Genomic DNA, 22,143 nt, shown 5'->3' with positions numbered 1-22,143 from the left:
TTCATGAAAGCAATGACCGGACATCGCATCCGTTGTTTTAGAAATTTCGTTCCCGATCCTGTCCGTTTCTGGATAATGATTGTCATCTCATTGATTTATCTGTTGTCGGGTGCTGCTCACATGGCTTCGATGAGTTATCAGGTCAATGGGTTGTCCCTGTTGCAGGAAGATACAATCATGATCGGGTATATGGCTTTCATTGGGATGAATGTCAGCTTTCCGATGCTTTTCCGGCTACGCTTCAGGTTTACCACCCGTTCCATATTGCTTGTCTCTACGGTGGTCATCATCTGTTGTCATGTAGCGATATTGGAGACGGCTAATGTCTGGATACTCTGTATCATAAACTTCATAGCCGGCTTTTTCAGGATGCTGGCTGTTTTCGAAGCGATGGTCTGCATCCAACTGATTCTTACGCCTACCCGCAATTATGCGGTATTCTATTCTGTTGTTTTTCTAACTGTACAGGGAAGTTCGCAACTCTTTTCACCGATTGTTGCTGATATTATTCACGCTTATTCCTTGCACTATCTGCATTATCTTATCATCCTATTGCTGTTTTTTACTTTCTTGGTAGTAGCTTTCCTCATCCGTCATTACCGGGAGGGTAAGCGGATACCGCTATATGGTATTGATTGGAATGGGTTCGTATTATGGAGTATTATTCTGTCATTGATCCTGTTTATTATTACTTATGGGAAATATTATGAATGGCTGGCATCTTCTCAAATACGGATAGCTTTGGTCGTGCTGGTGATAGCCGGAGGACTTCAACATCTCAATATAAAGACCGTTAAACGTCCTTATATCAGTCCGGCGGCATGGCGTTATCCGAATTTGTGGAAAATCCTGTTACTGTTTGGCGTTATCTATATCCTGCAAGCTGCACCGGGATTGTTGCAGAATCCTTATATGGCAGGCATTCTTCATTTTGACCAACAGAATATAGCATATCTCAATTACTATTCGCTGGCGGGAATGTGCTTGAGTGCCGTTATCTGTTATTACTATTTCAGGAACCGGAAAGGGCTTCGCCCGTTTATTATCGGCGGATATGGTCTGTTCATTCTCTATCTGCTACTGATGTATTTCTACATCAATCCCGAATGTAACATCGAACGTTTTTATTTTCCGTCATTGATTCGTGGATTCGGGCTGTTATGGCTATATATTATCTTGACTCTTTATATTTCCTATGTAGTTCCGTTCATGCATAATTTTCAGTCTTTATGCATTATCGGATTCATGCGTATGTCGCTGGGAACGCCATTGGGAATGTCCGTTATCGACAACCTGATGCTCTATTTCACACGTAAGAATACAATGCTTCTCTCATCGGAAGTAGATGCATTGAAAATACAGACTTCTGAATATTCACTGATAGGACTGCAAGAACGAATCACGAGGCAAGTCTCCATGTTGTCCATCAGAGAAATGTATGGCTATTTAATCATAGCCTCCCTCATTCTGTTGGTTGCTCTGTTGTTCGAGAAGAAAGTAAAACTACGTAAGTTCAGTTTTTCTTTCCCCAGTATGTCGAGCATCCGCTACATGATTCGGCGAGGAATGAAGAACACTAATTAATACTGCTCTTCTACCTTTATCATGTCAATAGCTTCTGTCTTGGAATCGTAGAATAAGATACCCTCCGTTCTATCGTCCAACTGTGCCATTAATTCTCCTTTCGAATTCCAGACAGATGATTTTCCGGCACATTCATATCCTCCTGATTCTCCGATATAATTCGACATGAAAGTCGTCATCCCGTTGGTGGAGGCTATTCTTGAAAGTTTTTCTATATCGGCATCCACCCCATTGATGGAGTTTAGAACACTTGCCATGTAGGCTGTTGCATTCATTTGGCGTGCATAGCCTGCATGCTCGCTGTTGGATAACTCGTAGCATATAGCGGGTGCAATCCTGTTCTCTTCATCGTAGGGAATGATGCAGGGAGTATGTCCGGCTGTAAATATACCTTCTTCGGAGGGGTATAAGTACTGCTTTGAGTAAGTGACTCTTTCCCTGTTGGGATGAAAGATAATCATGCTGATAAATAAATCATCATTATTTATGGTGGGAGCTCCGACACATAGAATGATATTATATTGGTCGCTAATCTCTTGCAAAGGAGTCAGGCGGCTGTCATCGGAATGTATGGCTAAACTTCTGGCTAGTTCAGGCTCATAACCCGTCAGAGACAGTTCCGGAAACATCAATAAGTCCGGTTGCTTTTCTAGGGCATTGTTTATGAACTTCAGATGTTTATCCAGATTTCTTTCAATATCCCCTTTCAGAGGCTTTATTTGTGCAATACCAATTTTCATATCTTCGTAAATGTAGTTGTTTTAAAAGGCAAACAGTGCATCTTTTTTAATCAGCTTTTTCAGAGCATCCGTTTCAGCTTTGCCCTGATCCGGCTCAAACTTACCGGAGTTATTCCCAGATAAGAAGCAAGACATTCCAACGGCATTCTCTGCAATAACTCAGGATTGTTCTGGATCAGTTTCATATACCGTTCGGACGCATTAGTGAATAATAGGGAAATAAGCCTTTCTTCCGTTTGCATGAATTCGGATTCGGCAAACTTACGTCCCCAGTTGGCGATATGAATGTCTTCCTTGAATAATTCCTGTAAGTCTTTACGCTTCAGTAAATACAACTCCGACTCCTCCATCAACTCCATCGACTCATATCCCTGCTGGTTATCCACATAACTTTTCAGCGAGACAATGGCAGAACCCTCTTTCCCGATCCAGAATGTAACTTCTTTCCCATCCACAGGAATATAAGCTCTGACAATCCCTTTCTCGATAAAAAAGATATTCGTTTCAGTTTTACCGGCCTCCAGTATATGATACCCTTTGGGATATGTCACTTTTGACAGATGCTTTGTCAATTTATCCATCGAAGCCTCCGGTATCGGGTATATCTTATTTATAATCTCGTGTATATCCATATAACATGAATCATTTTCTGCAAAAATACAAAAAGTTAGATTAGGAAAGAGGAATTGTTCATACTCTTATGCAGTCATTTCTTATCAAATGTAAAGTGAAAGCTCCGGCCGTCTGCCTAATTTTGCAGTCTGATTTTAAAATAGAAAGATATGAATTGGATAATATTGATTATTGCCGGACTCTTTGAAGTCGGCTTCACCTTTTGTCTGGGTAAGATAAAAGGAGCAACGGGCACTGACTTTTATTTGTGGGGAACAGGATTTGTGATATCTGTAACGTTGAGCATGTACCTTCTGGCAAAAGCTACCCAAACATTGCCTATCGGTACGGCCTATCCTGTTTGGACCGGAATAGGAGCAGTGGGGACTGTATTGGTTGGCATTCTATTCTTTCACGAGCCGGCAACTCTGGGACGTCTGTTCTTTATGGCGACTTTGATTATTTCAATTGTAGGATTGAAATTGGTGTAATTTAAAAAGGATCTGAACCATTGTCCTTTTTGCATAAATCAAGTACTGAAAAATGAAAGGGTATCGTAATCAATAGATGAAAAAATAGTTGGATGAATTTTTATTTAGTCTGCGAATATTAGCCATTTAGAGGAAAAAGTATTTTAATAGGTAAAATTTTGGTTTATAAAATAAATTTATATATTTGCAGAATATAATAGGCGTATCTCGCCGACAACTAAACTATTATTCTATTCACTATTATCGATTTAAAAATGAAATCTACTGATTCCGAACCCCAAGGAGTCGGTATGGAACTGGAGCAGTACCGTACCCGGCTCGAGCAAATGGTTGAAGAGAAGTCTAAAGACCTGATTGCTATTCAGGAAAATCTGGAAGCAACCAACCGACGGCAGGCGTTGTTTATCAAGGTACTGCAAATTCTGCAACTGGAACCGGACATACCTACAGCCATGAATATGGCACTTGCCGAAATCGGCCGTTATACCGGTGTCGACCGTTTGGCAACGTGGGAGAATCATCTCGACGGAGTTACGTATGGCTGCACCTACGAATGGTGTAACGAGGGGATTGAGCCTGCCATAGATTATCTGCGGAGTATGACCATTGAAGCGGGAAAACCCTGGTTCGACATGCTTGAAGAAAACCATATCATCTGCACGTCCGATATTTATTCACTCGATCCTTTCATAACTCAAATGCTCGAAGTGCAAGGTGTGAAAGCCATTGCTGTCTTTCCTTTGTCACAGTTGGGGGTACATTTCGGTTTTCTTTCATTTAACTTCTGCTGGAAGAAACAATGGGATGAAAAAGATGTGGAACTGATGGGGCAGATTTCGCAGATTGTGTCTACTGCTACGAAGCGCTGGCAGGTCGAAATATCCCTGCAACAATCGCAGCGTACAATGCAAAAGGTATTGGACAATATCAATGCTAATATTTTTGTTAGCGATTATGACTCTCTGGAGGTGCTTTTTGCAAATAAGCCTTTCAGGGAAGAAGCCGGGCAGGTTCCGGAAAGGGCAACATGTTGGCGAATGTTGAATGCAGGCCTGAATGACAGGTGCGAACATTGCCCGAAACCGCAACTGCTCGATGCCGACCGTAAGCTTACGGGTGTTCATTTCTGGGAAGACTATAATCCTAAAACCGAACGCTGGTACACCATCCAGAGTATGGCGATCAAATGGCTCGACGGACGATGGGCTATCATGGAATTGGCAACTGACATCACCACCCGCAAGCACGTGGAACTGGAACTGATTCAGGCGAAAGAGAAGGCCGAAGAATCCGACAGGCTCAAATCGACATTCCTTGCCAATATGAGTCACGAAATACGTACTCCTCTCAACGCTATCGTAGGCTTTTCGAGTCTGCTTGCCGAAACAGATGAGATAGAACTGCGTCAAGCATATATGTCGCTGGTGCAGGAGAACAACGAACTGCTGCTCAATCTTATTTCCGATATTCTGGATATTTCCAAGATTGAGGCCGGCACGATAGAACTTACTACCGGATGGGTGGATGTACCTCAACTTTGCCGGGAAGTGATTGCTACTTTCTCACATAAGAAACATGATGGAGCAGTAGAACTGCGCTTTGACGAAAGTTCACCGCAGATCGTGATTGATGCCGACAAGAACCGGATCATGCAGGTACTTTCTAATTTCATGACCAACGCTTTGAAATTCACCACCAAAGGATCAATCACCCTTTCTTATACATTGAATGATGACGGCCAGGTGCGTTTCTGTGTGACAGATACGGGTAAGGGTATTCCTGCTGAACAGTGTCATGATATTTTCAATCGTTTTGTGAAACTGGACTCTTTTGTGCAGGGAGCCGGTCTCGGATTGTCGATATGTCAGAGTCTGGTAGAACGGATGGGCGGAAAGATCGGAGTAGAATCCTGTGTGGGAAAGGGCTCATGTTTCTGGTTTACACATCCATTTACGTCTGCCACCCAATCCGCCTCAACCCTTGTAACAGAGAACGATATGCTTGCGACTCTAAAGAAGGCTGTTTCGAGAAATTATAAACCTCTGATTCTGGTAGCCGAAGATATAGATAGTAATTACTTACTGATCGAGGCACTGCTCAAGAAAGACTATCGTCTGGTGAGGGCGCACAACGGCAGTGAGGCCATAGAGCTTTTTAATGCCGAAACTCCCGATCTCATCCTTATGGATATGAAAATGCCGGGTATAAGCGGAATAGATACAACCACCCTGTTGAGGAAAACCGGAACGCAGGTTCCCATTGTTGCGCTTACGGCATTTGCTTATGCCGACGACAAATCACTGGCTTTCGATGCGGGATGCAATGATTTCCTGACGAAACCGGTTTCGCCACCCGAACTGCGCAGGGTAGTCAGTAAATGGACGGTGAAGTAAATAGCCAGACCTGATATTCTGTTGAGATGAATCAGAGAGAATCTTACTATGAATATTAGCTTTAAGATAATACTAAAAAGAATGAGATACTTCTGTGAAAGAGTGATTTCATTCTTTTTTCATTTTTATTTTTTCCTCTGATTAATTTGCATCTTTCAATATATTATCCGAATATTGCAGAGCAGAAAAAACAGATTATGATTCCAATCGATGAAAAATACATTATAAAAAAGTTGAAGGCTGGGGATAATGAAGCATATAAGTATATATATGATTATCATTATGTTGCTCTCTGTAAACTTAGTTATTATTTTCTGAAAGATAAGGTACAGGCTGAAAGTATAGTGAATGATGTCATTTTTCATCTGTGGGAAATCAGGGATAAATTAGAACTTGTACCTCCCTTACGGAATTACCTGATTGTAGCGGTGCGTAATAAATGCCTGAATTATTTAGCTCTTAAACAACAGGAGATGGAAGTACATTTCTCTACCATTGAACGGGCAGGCATTCAATTACAAAATATCATATCCGACACTCAACAACCTTTAGGTAGCCTGTTAAAAGAAGAATTGGAGTCTAAAATTAAAGAATCCGTCAATAAACTACCACCGGTTTGCAGGCAAGTATTCATCATGAGCCGCTTTCAGGAGATGACTTACGAAGAAATATCACAGAAGCTGGGAATTTCCATCAATACCGTCAAGTATCACATTAAGAGTGCGTTAGTAGTACTGAAAAAAGAACTGGGAACTTTTTTATGTATTATTTTTGCTTTTTATCCTACCCTCCTATAATAAAAAACTGTAGTATATATAAAGGCACTATTTTTATGAATGAACAATCGCTACATACGGATACAGTCAATGATTGGATTATCGGCTATCTCACAAATAGTCTGACCCAGGAAGAAATGCAGTTGTTGCAAGATTGGCTGAATATTTCGGAAGAAAACCGAAAGTATTTTTCCGATATGCAAGAAGTCTGGATAGCCGCTTCAGACGAAGCCGATGAGTTGAACTTCAATAAAGAACAAGCTTATCAATTATTTTTAGAACATACCGGGGCCTCTGTAAAACGGCCGGAAAAACGGAAAGCATTTCACATACGCCCGTGGATGTATGCTGCTGCCATGGTTATTATTGTTTTTGTGTGTGCAACAATCGCTTTTCAGAGTGGGAAGAGAGTACTCCAAAACCAGTTGACACGTATTACTGTTGAGGCTCCTTATGGTTCAAAGACTAAGTTGTATCTTCCCGATGGGACGTTAGTTTGGCTGAATGCAGGTTCTAAGATGAGTTATGCACAAGATTTTGGCATCAATGAGCGTGCTTTGGATTTATCGGGAGAAGCCTATTTTGAAGTTACTAAAAATAAAGAAATACCTTTTAAAGTACACACAGAAGAGCTGGATGTAAAGGTATTAGGTACTAAATTTAACTTTCGGAACTATAAAGACGATCTGGAAGCTAAAGTATGCCTTCTGGAAGGAAAAGTTGCCTTGAACACTCTGCAAAAAGAAACGGTACTTCATCCGAACCAACAGGCATTATTGGATAAGAAGACCGGAAAACTATTTGTTTCTGCTACAAAAGCTATCCACAGTGTTGAATGGACAAATGACCGTCTTTATTTTGACGAAGTATTGCTTTCGGATATCATTAAAGAATTGGAAAGAAGTTATGATGTGAAAATAACCGTTGCAGATGACACTTTGAATACAATTCGTTTTTATGGAAACTTCCGTAAAAGAGAGCAAAGCATTCAGGAAATTATGAATGTATTGTCATCTACAGATAAAATGACTTATACCATTAATGGAAAAAATATTGTGATCACACTTCCCTAATGAACAAATGTTGAACCTTTAAAACTTAAAGAAATATGAAAAGCCATTTAGAAAAACATGATTAACCTCTCTTGATAGAAACATAAAAAGGTCAGGTTCCTTTTCCATCCCCTGACCTCTTGCCTTTCTATCTTAAAAGCCACAGTGACTTTAATTGATGAAAGCTTAGGCAAATATAAATAAATTCCTAAACTTCTCATCCTATTTATCAATTATTTATCCATTGACTTATGAAAAATAAGAAGAAAGTCTTTTTCATGGTCCTGCTCTTGCTATGCTTTCATCTGAGCTTATTTGCCCAGCATATCAGCTTGCAATTGAGGAACGTAACGGTAAAGCAGGCCATCGAAACAATACAGAAGCAAAACGGATATTCATTTGCATTTGCAGCAAGCGATCTGAATACAAAAAAGATTGTGACAGTGTTAGCCAAAGATTTGCCTATTGAAAAGGTTGTAGAACAAGTCTTGGCGGGGCAGGATGTCAGCTATACGATCCAGGGGAAAGATATTGTCATAAAGAAGAAAGGCAGTCAGCCCGTACAGCAATCCTCCAAAAAGTACACTATTAACGGAATAGTAAAGGATATGTCGGGCGAGCCGGTTATCGGTGCCAATATCAAAGAAAAGAATGGTACAACTGGTACAATCTCCGATATGGACGGCAAGTTTCAGTTGGCGGTCAGCGAGGGGAGCATTGTGCAAGTATCCTATCTGGGGTTTCTGACACAAGAAGTGAGCGTGAAGAATAAGAATTACTTGACGGTCATACTGAAAGATGATACGCAGACACTGGACGAAGTGGTTGTGGTTGGGTTTAGTACGCAGAAAAAGATAAACCTGACAGGTGCGGTAGAGAATGTATCATCAGATGTATTTGAAAATCGTCCGGTGGCTAATGTCACACAGATGTTGCAAGGAGCTGTCCCTAATCTGAATATTTCGCTTGCCGACGGCAAACCTAATCAGTCCGCTTCGTATAATATCCGCGGTGTGACATCTATCGGAGCGGGTGGTAGCGCACTGGTCTTGATAGACGGTGTAGAAGGCGATCCGGCCATGCTAAACCCGAATGATATAGAAAGTGTGTCCGTATTGAAAGATGCGGCTTCGGCAGCCATTTACGGTTCACGTGCTCCGTATGGTGTTGTCCTGATTACAACAAAAGATCCGTCGAAGCAAAAAGATAAGTTTACTATCAATTATACGGGAAACTTCTCTTATGAGACTCCGTATGCTATACCGGACGTGGTTGATGATGGTTATGTCTGGGCATATTTGTTCCGTGAGGCAGAATTTAATTATCGCGGGATAGAACCTACCAGTATTAACAAGTCGCAACCTTTCTCAAAAGAATGGTTGGAAACTTTCCGGCAGAGAAAGTTGGCAGGCAACACATTGCAGGCAGCAGTTGGACCTGACGGAAAGTATACTTACTACGGGAATGAAGATTACTATGATGCACTTTATAAAGATCATACATTTGCACAGTCACACAATGTATCTGTCAGCGGTTCGAACGGGAAAATCAGTTACTACACTTCCGCCCGTTTGTACGATTACGATGGTCTGTTCAATTATAACTCGGACACCTACCGTACAATGAATATGCGCACCAAAATCAGTGCACAAGTATTCGACTGGTTGAAAATCTCTAATAACATAGACTATACTCATGATAAATATACGCAACCATTGGGTTATGTAGAGCAGAATGAAGGTCTGGTTTGGAAGGCGATCAATATGGAAGGACACCCGTCCGAACCTATCTTCAATCCGGACGGAACATTGACGCACTCCGGAGCACGTTCTGTCGGCGGGCTGGTGACAGGGGATAACTGGATAAAGCGTACAACAAAAACGTTGAAAAATACGACTACTCTGAATATTACAATGCTGGACAACAAATTACGTTTTACCGGAGACTTCTCTTTCCGTACGAGGGATTTTATAGAAGATAAAAAGACCACTGCCGTTCCATATAGCGATTATGAAGGAGTAATTAAATACCTCGGAGTACCGGAAACTGACGATAAAATGTCCGAAAAAGTGCAACAGACCACTTATATATCCACCAATGTATATGCTGAATATGAGAATACATTTGCAGGAAAACATTATTTGAAAGCTTTAGCAGGATATAACTATGAACAACAGGATTACAAAGCAATCTCTTCGGAGCGAAATGGCCTGTTAATGCCTGATGTGGAAAATATAAACTTTGCTATGGGAGATAATATGTCTATTAAGAGTGATGGTAACCGTTGGCGGTATGCCGGAGCATTTTTCCGGTTGAACTACTCTTATGATAATCGTTATCTATTCGAGGTGAACGGGCGTTATGACGGTTCTTCGAAGTTTCCCGACAATTCGCAGTGGGGATTTTTCCCTTCGGCTTCGGCAGCATGGCGTTTCTCGGAAGAGAAGTTCTGGAAAGTAAATCCTGATATTATCTCCAATGGAAAACTGCGTGTCTCTTATGGTGCATTAGGGAATAGCAATGTGAAGCCTTACTCTTATCTGGAGAAGTTTGCATTGAAGACTTATTCCACTACCGGCTCATCGAGCGAAGGCCGTTATCTTGACGGTAAGGCACAGTTGCGTTACACGCTCAATCCCGCTCAAATTCCTGATAATATTGGTTGGGAAACCTCACGAACCATTGATGCCGGTATCGATTTGGGATTTTGGAATAACAAGATTACACTGTCTGCCGATTATTATGTACGTAAGACCGCTAATATGTATACGGTGGGTCCCACGCTTCCCGATACGTTCGGGGCATCATCACCCAAAGGAAACTATGCCGACATGAGTACCTATGGCTACGAAATTTCATTGGGGTATAATGATTCGTTTCGTTTGGCAGGCAAACCGTTCAACTTCGGCATTAAAGCAACCCTTGCCGACTATCACTCGGTGATAGACAAATATAATAATCCGAAACGTGATCTGGATGATTATTATGTAGGTCAGCGTATCGGTGAAATTTGGGGATTTGTCTGTAATGGATTATTTCAGTCACAGGAAGAAATTGATGCAGCCTTTGATGGAAAAGGCTACAAAAACAACCTGATGCAGACGTCTGTCAATTACATCACTTATCCGGGTGATATGCGCTTCGAGGACTTGAACAACACGGGTACTATTGATAACGGAGCCAATACGGTAGACTCACCGGGCGACCGGAAAATTATAGGAAACTCCGAACCGCGCTACATCTATACACTCTCATTTAGTGCCGACTGGAATAATTTCTTCCTGTCAGCCATGTTCGATGGTGTGGGAAAGCAAGACTGGTATCCCAGCGGTGAGAGTTCTTTCTGGGGACAGTATAACCGTCCTTACAACCAAGTTCCGGTGTGGCACTTGAATAACTACTGGACCAAAGACCGCCCTGATGCCTATCTGCCGCGTTATTCGGGTTACTATAACCCCTTATATAAAGGTACGGCTAATACACGCTACTTGCAGGATGTATCTTACTTCCGGCTCAAAAACTTGCAGTTTGGTTACAATTTGCCAAAGAAATGGATAGCAAAAGCCGGTTTCTCTAAAGTGTCTGTCTATTTCTCGGGAGAGAACTTATGGTCATGGTCTCCACTCTACCGTCACACGAAAGATTATGATGTGGCAGTGATAACGAAAGGTTCGGATAATGACCTGACTTCAGGTGACAAAGGAGACGGTTTCAACTATCCGACGATGCGGAATCTCAGTTTAGGAATATCGATCACTTACTAAATAGAAACAAATAAGATATGAAAAGATTAAGTAATATACGTAATATCCTGCTTCTGTGTGCAACGGTACTGTTAGGTAGTTGCGATTTGACGGAGACGATGCAGGTGGAAGCTGATAAAGCAATGGTTTTCGGCAGTGAGTCCGGATTGCGCCTTTATGCCTATTCCTTCTATCGGGCGTTGCCGACCCTTTCCACAGGTTATCAGCAGGACGAAATGTGTGATATTGCCGCTGTCCGGCAGACCAATGTCTTTATTCAGCAAAACGCGTACAATTCGGAAACAGCTACCAGCTGGTCGTGGGGAACCCTGCGGAACATCAACTATTTTATTGATGGTTGTCATTCGAAAGAGTGCACGGTGGATGCGGCTACCCGTGATAATTATCTGGGCATCGCCCGTTGGTTCCGTGCCTGGTTCTATTATGATAAGTTGACTCAATACGGAGAAGTTCCTTGGTTTGCCAATGAAATTCAGTCCTATCAGTATGATGTCATGTATAAAGAACGTGACAGCCGGGATATTATCATCAGAAATATGATTGAGGACCTTGATTTTGCCTACGAACATATTCAGGCAACTTCTTCCGTGAATAGCTCTACGCTAACCAAATGGGCTGCAGCCGCACTCAAATCCCGTGTATGTCTGTTCGAAGCCGCTTATCGCCGTTATCACAAACTTACAGGTTTGGAAATCACTCCCGAAGAACTCTACCGGCACGCTGCCTGTGCAGCCAAGTTAGTAATGGACAACAGCGGACTTTCATTGAATACGGCAACAGGTACAAAAGGAGCTTACCGCGATTTGTTCTATCTGGAAGCACCCATAACATCTGAAGTAATTCTGGCGGTATGTGCCAATAGTGCATCCGGAATCTACGGTACTCAAAATTACTGGTATAATTCACTTTCGTATGGTAAAGGCTGGAGTCTGGTTCGTCCGTTCGTTAATACCTACCTGAAACTGGACGGTACTCCGTTCACTTCCGAAACAGGCTATGAAACCAAAAACTTTGTGGAAGAGATGAAGAGCCGCGACCTGCGTTTGGCACAAACCATCCGCGGACTGGATTTCAAACGTGACGGAAAAGCTGTGGTAGCTGATATGACGGTTTGCCTGACCGGTTATCATGTGATTAAGTATTCTCTCGATGATACGAAATACGATAACAATGAAAAGAACAACAACAGTATTCCGCTGTTGCGCTATGCCGAAGTGCTGCTTAACTATGCCGAAGCACAAGCCGAACTGGGTGGGCTTACTGATGCCGAATGGAATACTACCATCGGAGCTCTGCGTCGACGTGCGGGAATTACAGGTGGAACGGAAAAGCTCCCTGCAACCGCAGATTCTTATTTGCAGCAGATGTTTTATCCGAATATCACGGACCCGGTCTTGCTGGAAATCCGTCGTGAACGTGCCATTGAATTGGTGGCCGAAGGTATGCGGTTCGATGATTTGCGCCGTTGGAAATGCGGTGATCTGATAGAGGAGCTGCCTTGGACAGGAATGCACATCAGCGCATTGAATGTGGATATTGATTTGAATGGCGACGGAACTCCTGATTGTTACTTTACCGACAACGGTACTCAGTCGTCCAATAAAGATTGCAAAACAGTGAATGTAAAGAATGAAACAGGACTTTATGCCACAGTAAATGCGGCAGGTGGATACGATTTAAAGTATAATCCCGGTACGGGAAACCGCGTTTGGTATGATGATGACCGTCAGTATCTTTATCCTGTTCCGGCGCAGGTAATCCGCGACTATGAGAGTGCCGGATATAAACTATCACAGAACCCCAATTGGAATTGAAATATAAAAAGATTTAGTATGATGAAATTTAACCAGATATTGCCTGTAATTGCTATCTATGTTGTAGCGTTAGGCGGATGCAGTAATACTACTCCTGATTATTCGGAATTTTATAAAGATCCTGAAACGGTGAAAGAGGAAGATCCGTCTCTGGATGACAACCAGATTAAAGTTATGTCGTTTAATATCCGGTATTACAATACCAATGATACGGGGGATAAGTCATGGGATGCCCGTACGGCAGCTTTTATTCCGATGATTGAAGAGCAGAAACCAACAGTGATCGGTATGCAGGAAGCACGTCCGCCACAGTTGAAGTGGTTGGAAGAGAACTGGAAGGATTATGGATATATCGGTAAAGGACGCCGTGCCAACAATGCCAACAATGATGAGTTTGTTCCCATCTTTTATAGAAAAAAGGCTGTTGAACTTGTCAAGTGGGATTGTTTCTGGCTTTCCGAAACTCCTGATGTACCGGGGTCTCAAGGTTGGGATAATACAGTTCCGCGTGTGGCAACGTGGGCAATCTTCAAGCACATTGCTTCCGGCAAGAAATTCTTCTTTATCAATACGCACATTGATGTAGGCTCTACCATCGCTCCGGGCAAGTCAATGGAAGTGATTGTGAATAAAATGTCGGAACTCAATCCGGAAGGGTTGCCCATGTTGCTCACTGCCGACTTTAACAAACAGATTGACAGTGATATCTTTAACGGAGTTAAAACATTCATGACGAATGTCCGCTTATCGGCTCCGGTCACAGACTCGAAATACTCTTATACCGGATTTGGCACTGCTAATCCTTACATTGTGGATCATATCTTTTGTACAGGCTTTAAGGCGTTGAAATTCGAGACAATAGATAAGGTATATCAGAATATCACTTATATTTCAGATCATTATCCTATCGTCGGTAAGTTGGAATACGTGAAGTAATGAAACGATCATCTAAAATTACAGAAACGCAATGAAAAGAATCATATATTTATTGATAGCTGCTGTCGGCCTGTTAGTGGGGTGTAACCCTGCAGAAGAGGCATGGGTGCAGGCTGGATTCACTACAGATAAAGAATCCTATGAGATTGGTGATTTGATTACCCTAACGAATACGTCGACAGCGGAGAATGCCCAGATTGCAGTCTGCAAATGGGAATTTATGGGTAAGGTTTCCTATGAACTGGCTGCTCCCGAACCATTTAGCGTGGAAGAGGGCGGAGACTATCTTTTTCGTCTGACTGTTACTTCGGATCACGGTTCAATGAAATCAGTATTTGAAAAGACAATTAAAATAATAGACGACGGTATTCGCCCTACGGCAGATTTCAGCTGGCTTCCCGAACAAATTGTAGCGGGTGAGGAAGTGGTATTTACGGATCAGTCGAAAGCGGCGGAAGGATGTGAGATTATTAAGAGAGAATGGACTTTCGGTGCTATCCTTTCAACGGAGGAAAATCCGACAGTGACTTTCGGTTCGCATGGGAAAATAAATGTATCGCTGACGGTAACGGACAATAAAAAACGGAAAGATACTAAGACTGTCACAGTTGATGTAGCCAAGAGTGCCGGTAGCCTTGGGGTATTATGGGCTCACTCTTATGATGAACAGGGAGTGGTGATTGGCACTTCTCCGGCAACAAGTGCGGATGGTGAGTATGTTTATGTTTCTTCCAGTAATTATAATCTGGTTTGTTTCACCAAACTCGGTGAACGGGTTTGGGGATTTGATTGCGGACAAAACAATGAACCGAATCGTGGCTCCGACTATCAGCACCCGACTCCTACGGTGGATTCCGATGGAGTGGTTTATGTGGCTGTCGGAGATAACACTTCCAAAGCGGATGCAGCTAAGTCTGCCAGTCTTTATGCGGTGAAAGGTGGTGCGGATGGTGGAACGCAGAAGTGGTTTACTTCGATTGGTGCCAAATCGAGTATGCGTCCTTTCGGTGCTCCGGTTGTTACGGATCGGTATGTGATGATTCTGACAAATTCAGCTCCGAGCACGGATGGTATGCATTTCCGTATTTATGATAAGATATCCGGTGTGCTGCAATATGCAGAGAAGACATCTTCCGGAAGTTATGGCGGTTGTGTGGGATTAAAAGATGGCAGGGCGCTTGTCAACACAGGTCAGAGTGGAGGCCGTTCGTATGGTACACACATCTTCTTCCCGAAAGGCAATAGCTGGAGCAAGTCGACCAATGAGCAAAATTATGCTCCGAATGACCAGCCTAATGGTAGCCAGATCGCTGTCGGTGCGGATGGAAAAGCATATATCCTTTGCCTTAATTTGGGAGCCCGCATATCTACCAATGAGACCAAAGCATTAGTCTATTGTTACGATACCAAGAAAACGACCGAAGGTAATGTTTCGGCTCCTGAATGGTACACTGCTGTCAAAGGGGAAAATAAACAAACCGGTTATGGCTTGGTTGTTGATGGAAATGGGGTTGTGTATGTAGCTACTGACAAATATATTACTGCTATTTCCTCTACAGGCTCCGTTCTATGGGCAACGGAAGTGGCAGGCACTGCTTATGGTGTTCCGGCTATAGATAATGAAGGTTATATCTACTATAATGATACGGAAAAAGGTTCTTTGGTGAAGCTTGAACCGGCCACAGGAAAAGCAATTGCTTCGCTCCAACTTGGGACGGGGTTGAAATCTTCTCCTACCATATCTGCTGATGGCATTATCTATGTGACCGGTATGCTGGAAGGAAAACCAACTCTATTTGCTGTTGAAGGCGCAGCGACAGGTTATGCAGCCAATGCGTGGTCGCAGATGGGCGGTAATCCGGGTAAGAGCGGATATATGTATTAGTTTTTTTATCCATACAGACTTTTAGTTAGCATGTTTCTTTTTTCGTCGGAGCGGGTTTTGCCTTGCTCCGATGAGAAAAGACTGGCTATGCATTCATAAGAAGCTTATAAAATACAGATAAAATGAGAAAAAGGAACTTTTTAATATTCCTGCTGTTGGGCGGGTTGTGGCCTGTTATTGGTCTGTCCGCACAAGATGCCTGGAAAATTACTGCAGAACAAATTGACCCCCAATCCTATTATGGAATAACTGTAGCTAATGGTATGTTGGGGTTAGTCTCTTCTCCCGAACCTTTGAAGGTTTCCCGCGTCGTGTTGGGAGGAGTTTATGATATTTATGGTAAGGGGAGAGTAAACAATTTCCTGCATGGCATCAATATGCTTGATACGGAATTGCAGATAAACGGTTCTACGGTGAAGGCTTCCCAGATATCCGGTTACAAACAGACTTTGGATATGCGTCGGGGAGTGTTTTGTGGAGAATTTGATTATAAATCACTGGCCCGTGTTGAATATCAATATACATCATTGCGTCATTTGCCTTATTCATGTTTGTTGCGTGTGCAGATCATTCCGAAAGAAAACATAGAAGTATCCGTGGCGAATATAATGACGGTACATGAATCACTGCGTAATCCGCAGGAATATTACAACCGGATTTTCAATGGAAAGACAGCGATTGACCTCTGCACGTCAGTAGCAAAATCTCCGGTCCGGGAATTTGAAATCGGGGCTTGTTCGTCGTTTGTCTTCGATGCCTCCTTTCCTCGTCCGGAAGTCTGTCATCGAAGTGCACGGGGAGTTGGGGTACATACACAAGAGTTTACGGTCCGTTTACAGGCAGGTCAACCCTATACTTTTTCGATTATAGGGACGACGCTTTCCTCTGTCACTCATGCCGATGTCAGGAATGAGGTGGAACGGTTGACGGCATTTGCTGCGGTAGAAGGCGTCGAACGATTGTGGAGTAAGCACGAGGCTGCATGGGATAAACTTTGGGAAAGTGATATAGTGATTGAGGGCGATCTTCAGTCGCAACAAGATATTCACAGTATGCTTTATCATACGTATGCTTTTGTGCGTGAAGGATCGGGATTATCCTGTTCTCCGATGGGACTTTCGGGCTTCGGCTATAACGGACACGTGTTTTGGGATGCTGATACGTGGATTTTTCCGGCTTTGTTACTACTTCATCCCGAATTGGCGGAATCAATGATAGAGTATCGTTATCAACGTCTGGACGCAGCCAAGCATAATGCTTTTATGCACGGCTACAAAGGAGCAATGTATCCATGGGAAAGTAGTGATAAGGGAAACGAGGATAATACGGTAACCAACATTTATGGTCCTTTCGAAAATCATATTACAGGGGATGTGGCTATGGCAACCTGGCAATATTATTCTGTGGTGCAGGATTTGGAATGGCTTCGCCAAAAGGGATTTCCCATCATTAGTGCCGCTGCCGATTATTGGGTGAGCCGTTCGGAACCGAATGAAGCAGGGGAGTATGAAATCAGGAATGTGATTGGAGCGGATGAATGGAATCAGAATCCTCAAGGGGGAAAGAATGTGAATAATAATGCTTATACAAACGGTGTCGCAAAATCTACTTTGGAAGCTGCCTGTAAAGCTGCCAAACTGCTGAATATGAAATCGGACCCGATGTGGGCGACTGTTGCGGGAAAACTCCGTTTCCGGCAACTGGCCAATGGAGTAACGGCAGAACATGATACGTATGACGGAGCTATAACGAAGCAGGCCGATGTTTGCCTGTTGGCTTTCCCTTTAAAGCTTGTTACGGATAAAGAGCAAATTCGAAAAGATCTCGAATACTATCTTCAGACTGTTCCGAGAAAGAAAACACCTGCCATGTCGAAGTCCATTTACTCCATTTTGTTTACTCGATTGGGAGATCGTGAACGTGCATGGCATTATTTTAGGGATTCCTATTGTCCCAATCTGAATCCGCCATTCCGGGTGATAGCCGAATTTGACGGTGGTACGAATCCCTATTTCCTGACAGGGGCTGGCGGTGTATTGCAGTCGGTATTGATGGGATTTGGCGGACTGGATATTACGGATAAAGGGATTGCTGCCGGAAAAGGAACGCTTCCTGACGCTTGGAAATCTCTAACTCTGAAAGGAATAGGGAAAGAGAAAAAGGATTATACCATTAAATGAACTGGCGGGATATGAGATTTCTTGTTTTTCTTCTGACAATATTGGGCATGGTAAATATGCATGCTAAGGTCGTCTTACCTTCTCTTTTCACTGATAACATGGTTTTGCAACAACAAAACGATGTGCAACTATGGGGGATGGCATCACCAAAGAAAATGGTTACTATCTGTCCTTCCTGGGATAAGAAGTTGTATACAGTCCGGGCAGATGATGCGGGAATGTGGCGTGCGAGTTTGAAGACACCCGTTGCGGGAGGACCTTACTCAATAAGTTTAAGTGACGGTGAAGATTTGATGCTTCGTGATGTTCTGATTGGTGAGGTGTGGTTATGTGCCGGTCAGTCGAATATGGAGATGCCTTTGATGGGAAAGGCTAATCAGCCTATTGCTGATGCGGTGGATATGATTGTCCGTGCCAAACCTTCACGACCGATACGAATTTGTACGATTGGACAGGAGGGAGCGCGAATGCCGCAAAAGAATTGCCGGGCACAATGGTTGAAAAATACTCCGGAAGTGGTATCTGAAACGAGTGCAACTGCTTATTTTTTTGCTGACTATCTTCAACAGGTACTTGATGTGCCGGTTGGCATTATTGTTTCTTCGTGGGGTGGAACATCCATTCAGGCTTGGATGAGCCGTGAAGTGTTAGCTCCTTTTAAAGCGTTTGATCTGGGCTTTCTTGATGATACAACGTTCATTGAACGGCCGAAGTATCAGTCTTGTATGCTTTACAATGCGATGATTGCTCCTGTCGAGCAATATACCATCAAAGGTTTTCTTTGGTATCAGGGCGAATCTAATCGGAAAGATCCGGATTTATATCGCAGACTGCAGCCGGCTTTTGTCAAGATGTTGCGTGAGGCATGGGGGCAAGGTGAATTGCCGTTTTATTATGTTCAGATAGCTCCTTTTGCGTATGAGGGGGCTGAATTGGTAGGGAGTGCTTTATTGCGTGAGGCGCAGTTACTGAATTTAAAAGAGATTCCGAACAGCAATATGGTTGTAACGATGGACATCGGTGATTGTAATTGTATTCATCCGGCTCATAAACGTAAAGTCGGCGAGCGGTTGGCCCTGCTGGCTCTTTCCGGGAGTTATGGATTGAAAGGATTTGTTCCGGACGCCCCTGTTTATCAATCTATGGAAGTGGCCAACGGTAAAGCATATTTGACTTTTGACTGTGGCAGTGAAGGGCTTGCTCCTTTGGGAGCCACTATTTCCGGAATAGAGGTAGCCGGCAGTGATCGTGTTTTTTATCCTGCTACCGCACGGATAGAGAAATATACGGGACGTCTTGAAGTGGATTGTGAGAAAGTTCCTGTTCCTGTAGCTGTCCGTTATTGTTTCCGGAATTATGAGAAAGGGACACTTTATAGTCGCTATGGCATTCCAGTAGCGTCCTTTAGAACTGATACTTGGGAAGTGAAGGAATGACTGTTTATAAATAAGATATTTATCCGCTAAGAGATACTACCAATACCTAGAATCTAATAAATATACTCACATGCCCGACCCTAGGTCGCACGTATGAAACAGATTTATTGAGATTCAGTTTTTTGTTTATAATCAAATTGGTAGTTTTCTTAGCGCAAAAACGTTTCAATATGCCGCATTCCATTTTGGCTTTCAAAAGACAAAGAGAAATGATTTATGGAGGATAATAAAGAAATGACAAAGAATTTCTTGCTTTTTCGGTGTTCGCAGATTGTTTATACACTATTATGTATAATGGCTACATCTCCTGGTTACTATTAAAATCAAGTAGATTATCTGTTTCGAACTTGTCAAAATCGGATTGAAACAGTCGGTCTTGAATGATGCGGTATTTTTCAAATTCACATTCTGCATATAATTTGGCTTGTTCTGCTGACACCTTACCTGCATCTAACAAGATAGGGCGGTCGTCACTGTCTAAGAATTTATCAATACGTGTTGCCCAATCCTCCATAGTCATTGGGATATGTCGTTTGGCTCTATCTTCGGCTAAATCCAAGAAAGCTCCCACGATACGCCCCATGGACTCAAGTTCATTCTCTTTGAGGTAATTTTTGGCTATAGAGACATCAGTCTTTACAATCTTACCATCAGGTGCTTTTTCCCAAGTGGTAAGTCCCATGTGTTCCTTTTCGGCATCAGCTCGCTCCACTATCAGTTCAGCAGCCGTATGTCCGTGAATGGCATAGTGCATCTTATTCTGCACTTTCTTAAAGAATGCACGTGTGGTGAGAGCATCCCGGTTATAATCGATACTCGTTGCGTATATATCGGTAAGTTTTTGGTAAAAGCGTCTTTCGCTCAATCGTATTTCCCGAATCTCGGCTAGCAAGTGCTCGAAATAGTCTTCATTTATGAAAGTGCCGTTCTCCATTCGTTTTCGGTCTATCACATACCCCCGTATGGCAAACTGACGAAGTACGTATGTACACCATTGCCGGAATTGGGTCGCACGTACTGAATTTACACGATAACCCACCGAAATTACTGCATCCAAATTGTAATATTTGGTTGCATAGTCCTTTCCATCGGCAGCAGTTCGTCGGAATTTCCGACAAACTGAATCTTCTTGTAACTCACCACTTTGAAAGATGTTTTGCAGATGTTCGGCAATCGTTGAACGACCTTTATCAAACAGCATGGCTAATGCGTCTTGCGTCAGCCATAGCGTTTCATCGTTATAGAGAACTTCTACTCCCTCCTCTTTGCTCTCTAATTGAAAGATAAGGAACTCTGCCGTGCTGTTATGTATTTGAAGTTTCTTGCTCATAGGAATCACTTTGTCGCACAATATAAAACAAAGATATTGTCTTTCTTCGATATCGGGCAATAAATTATGGGAATTTAAGCGAATATGTGATTATTCCACGTGGTCAACAGCTCACGTCATTCTTTTCAAATAAATGTTTGTAGCAGTTTTACCCTCACACCCTCACCCTTTGCCTTAATCCCTTTATTCATCGGTGTTACAGGTGTGAGGGTAAGGGTGAGAGTAGGTGAGGGTAACTTTTTACCCTCACCCTGATTCGTCCTGATTTGGGCTGACTAATCTTATTTCGTTTTTACACTAATCTATTCATTATTACCGTAATAACCGCTTTCTGGTACATAAATTGGTTGCATCGCTCCACCCATATTTTTCAATTTACCTTCATCGCGCAGACGCCGGATATGTCGCATGGCTGTGCTTCTTGCCATTCCGCAAAGATATTGGAAGTCATATCTCCGCATAAAAGGGTGAGTCCGGAAGTACTTTGTCAGTTGCAGGTCAATTTCCTCGTTCGTCAGTTGGGTGAAATCCAGTCCCCCTTTGAGGCTTTTCACTTTAAGTACGCCAAATTCGTTTTTCAATGTCTGGTCGGCACGAAACTGGATAGCTTTCAGTTTCACTTTAGTTGCTTTCCGTTTGGTGCCTATCGTCACAGGTTCCGTGGTGGTCAGGCAAGGATGGAAATAGCCGATGCCGTCCAGATGTACTTGGCGTCCCTCCGCCAATTCCTGTCCCATGATGTGCGAAAGAGCGTCGAGCACGGCAGAGACATCTGTTTCTGTCAGTGAGCAACGTTCCTGAATACGCCGACGCAGTACATCCGTCCCTGTGGAACCGTTGTATTTGATGCGCGGATGCAGGGTATTTTCGTTTTCTCCCTGCTGTTTGTCTGAAGGCTTCGGGTCTTCATACCAATCGAATAATATTGCCATAGCTTTATATTTGTTTTAAATGAACTGTTCTTATTATGTATTCTCTTAAGTAGTAATACGTTAGCGCTTCATGTTTCTTTTGTTAAGCTCTAATGCTTTGCAAGGGCTCACCCATGTGAACAAAGCTGTTTACGTCTGTGGACGTTTTTGTTTACAAATGATAGCCTGTTTGTTCACATGGGTGAGCCCTTGACAACTACTAAGCAAAGATACATAAA

General features: G+C 42.9%; 15 protein-coding genes. 11 read left to right on the top strand and 4 right to left on the bottom strand.

Annotated elements, in window-relative coordinates:
* Positions 1-3: 3 nt before the first annotated feature.
* Positions 4-1,584, top strand: coding sequence for a hypothetical protein (locus H8796_RS00880; RefSeq protein WP_117936209.1), 1,581 nt, complete (start codon positions 4-6; stop codon positions 1,582-1,584).
* Here H8796_RS00880 and H8796_RS00875 read toward each other — a convergent pair.
* Together H8796_RS00875 and H8796_RS00870 are read right to left on the bottom strand one after the other, a co-directional pair.
* Positions 1,581-2,324 carry a carbon-nitrogen hydrolase family protein gene (locus H8796_RS00875; protein WP_117936207.1) on the bottom strand — a complete coding sequence of 248 codons (744 nt, stop codon included), beginning with the start codon at positions 2,322-2,324 and terminating at the stop codon, positions 1,581-1,583. The two genes, H8796_RS00880 and H8796_RS00875, sit on opposite strands and share 4 nt — an antisense overlap.
* A gap of 59 nt (positions 2,325-2,383) precedes the next feature.
* Positions 2,384-2,956, bottom strand: coding sequence for a Crp/Fnr family transcriptional regulator (locus H8796_RS00870; protein ID WP_117936205.1), 573 nt, complete (start codon positions 2,954-2,956; stop codon positions 2,384-2,386).
* A gap of 150 nt (positions 2,957-3,106) precedes the next feature.
* Here H8796_RS00870 and H8796_RS00865 point away from each other — a divergent pair, with 150 nt between their 5' ends.
* From H8796_RS00865 to H8796_RS00820, 10 genes are all read left to right on the top strand, one after another.
* Positions 3,107-3,427 (top strand): multidrug efflux SMR transporter, encoded by a 321-nt coding sequence (locus tag H8796_RS00865; RefSeq protein ID WP_117936203.1) that lies wholly within the window; start codon positions 3,107-3,109, stop codon positions 3,425-3,427.
* A 254-nt stretch (positions 3,428-3,681) separates the two neighbouring features.
* Entirely contained in the window at positions 3,682-5,820 is a 2,139-nt protein-coding gene (locus H8796_RS00860) for a GAF domain-containing hybrid sensor histidine kinase/response regulator (protein WP_117936201.1), read from the top strand.
* Between the two features lie 197 nt (positions 5,821-6,017).
* The gene (locus H8796_RS00855; RefSeq protein WP_117936199.1) at positions 6,018-6,617 is read left to right on the top strand and encodes an RNA polymerase sigma-70 factor; all 600 of its coding nucleotides are present in this window, start codon (positions 6,018-6,020) and stop codon (positions 6,615-6,617) included.
* 35 nt (positions 6,618-6,652) lie between these two features.
* Entirely contained in the window at positions 6,653-7,669 is a 1,017-nt protein-coding gene (locus H8796_RS00850; protein ID WP_117936197.1) for a FecR family protein, read from the top strand.
* Positions 7,670-7,899: 230 nt separating this feature from the next.
* Positions 7,900-11,412 carry a TonB-dependent receptor gene (locus tag H8796_RS00845; protein WP_233530398.1) on the top strand — a complete coding sequence of 1,171 codons (3,513 nt, stop codon included), beginning with the start codon at positions 7,900-7,902 and terminating at the stop codon, positions 11,410-11,412.
* Between the two features lie 17 nt (positions 11,413-11,429).
* Entirely contained in the window at positions 11,430-13,226 is a 1,797-nt protein-coding gene (locus H8796_RS00840; protein ID WP_117936193.1) for a RagB/SusD family nutrient uptake outer membrane protein, read from the top strand.
* An 18-nt stretch (positions 13,227-13,244) separates the two neighbouring features.
* The gene (locus H8796_RS00835; protein WP_032853503.1) at positions 13,245-14,162 is read left to right on the top strand and encodes an endonuclease/exonuclease/phosphatase family protein; all 918 of its coding nucleotides are present in this window, start codon (positions 13,245-13,247) and stop codon (positions 14,160-14,162) included.
* A 31-nt stretch (positions 14,163-14,193) separates the two neighbouring features.
* Positions 14,194-16,047 (top strand): PQQ-binding-like beta-propeller repeat protein, encoded by a 1,854-nt coding sequence (locus H8796_RS00830; protein ID WP_117936191.1) that lies wholly within the window; start codon positions 14,194-14,196, stop codon positions 16,045-16,047.
* A gap of 122 nt (positions 16,048-16,169) precedes the next feature.
* Positions 16,170-18,227, top strand: a complete 2,058-nt coding sequence (locus tag H8796_RS00825) for a glycoside hydrolase family 65 protein (protein WP_117936189.1) — start codon at positions 16,170-16,172, stop codon at positions 18,225-18,227.
* Positions 18,228-18,238: 11 nt separating this feature from the next.
* Positions 18,239-19,663, top strand: coding sequence for a sialate O-acetylesterase (locus H8796_RS00820; RefSeq protein WP_117936301.1), 1,425 nt, complete (start codon positions 18,239-18,241; stop codon positions 19,661-19,663).
* Between the two features lie 298 nt (positions 19,664-19,961).
* Here the strand turns inward: H8796_RS00820 and H8796_RS00815 are convergent, their stop codons facing one another.
* The gene (locus tag H8796_RS00815; protein ID WP_117936299.1) at positions 19,962-20,993 is read right to left on the bottom strand and encodes a virulence RhuM family protein; all 1,032 of its coding nucleotides are present in this window, start codon (positions 20,991-20,993) and stop codon (positions 19,962-19,964) included.
* A 302-nt stretch (positions 20,994-21,295) separates the two neighbouring features.
* Complete coding sequence (locus tag H8796_RS00810; protein WP_008998998.1) at positions 21,296-21,925, bottom strand: HU family DNA-binding protein; 630 nt, start codon at positions 21,923-21,925, stop codon at positions 21,296-21,298.
* Between the last annotated feature and the right edge of the window lie 218 nt (positions 21,926-22,143).

This window comes from Bacteroides sp. M10, assembly GCF_014334015.1.
In the GTDB taxonomy this organism is placed as follows: domain Bacteria; phylum Bacteroidota; class Bacteroidia; order Bacteroidales; family Bacteroidaceae; genus Bacteroides; species Bacteroides intestinigallinarum.
The sequence above is the reverse complement of the archived record's forward strand: the minus strand, read 5'-3'. Positions and strand labels throughout refer to the sequence as shown.

What these genes read in the sequence shown, in the direction of transcription:
- H8796_RS00880 (WP_117936209.1), top strand. Translation starts at nt 4, where the DNA reads ATGAAAGCAATGACCGGACATCGCATCCGTTGTTTTAGAAATTTCGTT.
- H8796_RS00875 (WP_117936207.1), bottom strand. Translation starts at nt 2,324, where the DNA reads ATGAAAATTGGTATTGCACAAATAAAGCCTCTGAAAGGGGATATTGAA.
- H8796_RS00870 (WP_117936205.1), bottom strand. Translation starts at nt 2,956, where the DNA reads ATGGATATACACGAGATTATAAATAAGATATACCCGATACCGGAGGCT.
- H8796_RS00865 (WP_117936203.1), top strand. Translation starts at nt 3,107, where the DNA reads ATGAATTGGATAATATTGATTATTGCCGGACTCTTTGAAGTCGGCTTC.
- H8796_RS00860 (WP_117936201.1), top strand. Translation starts at nt 3,682, where the DNA reads ATGAAATCTACTGATTCCGAACCCCAAGGAGTCGGTATGGAACTGGAG.
- H8796_RS00855 (WP_117936199.1), top strand. Translation starts at nt 6,018, where the DNA reads ATGATTCCAATCGATGAAAAATACATTATAAAAAAGTTGAAGGCTGGG.
- H8796_RS00850 (WP_117936197.1), top strand. Translation starts at nt 6,653, where the DNA reads ATGAATGAACAATCGCTACATACGGATACAGTCAATGATTGGATTATC.
- H8796_RS00845 (WP_233530398.1), top strand. Translation starts at nt 7,900, where the DNA reads ATGAAAAATAAGAAGAAAGTCTTTTTCATGGTCCTGCTCTTGCTATGC.
- H8796_RS00840 (WP_117936193.1), top strand. Translation starts at nt 11,430, where the DNA reads ATGAAAAGATTAAGTAATATACGTAATATCCTGCTTCTGTGTGCAACG.
- H8796_RS00835 (WP_032853503.1), top strand. Translation starts at nt 13,245, where the DNA reads ATGATGAAATTTAACCAGATATTGCCTGTAATTGCTATCTATGTTGTA.
- H8796_RS00830 (WP_117936191.1), top strand. Translation starts at nt 14,194, where the DNA reads ATGAAAAGAATCATATATTTATTGATAGCTGCTGTCGGCCTGTTAGTG.
- H8796_RS00825 (WP_117936189.1), top strand. Translation starts at nt 16,170, where the DNA reads ATGAGAAAAAGGAACTTTTTAATATTCCTGCTGTTGGGCGGGTTGTGG.
- H8796_RS00820 (WP_117936301.1), top strand. Translation starts at nt 18,239, where the DNA reads ATGAGATTTCTTGTTTTTCTTCTGACAATATTGGGCATGGTAAATATG.
- H8796_RS00815 (WP_117936299.1), bottom strand. Translation starts at nt 20,993, where the DNA reads ATGAGCAAGAAACTTCAAATACATAACAGCACGGCAGAGTTCCTTATC.
- H8796_RS00810 (WP_008998998.1), bottom strand. Translation starts at nt 21,925, where the DNA reads ATGGCAATATTATTCGATTGGTATGAAGACCCGAAGCCTTCAGACAAA.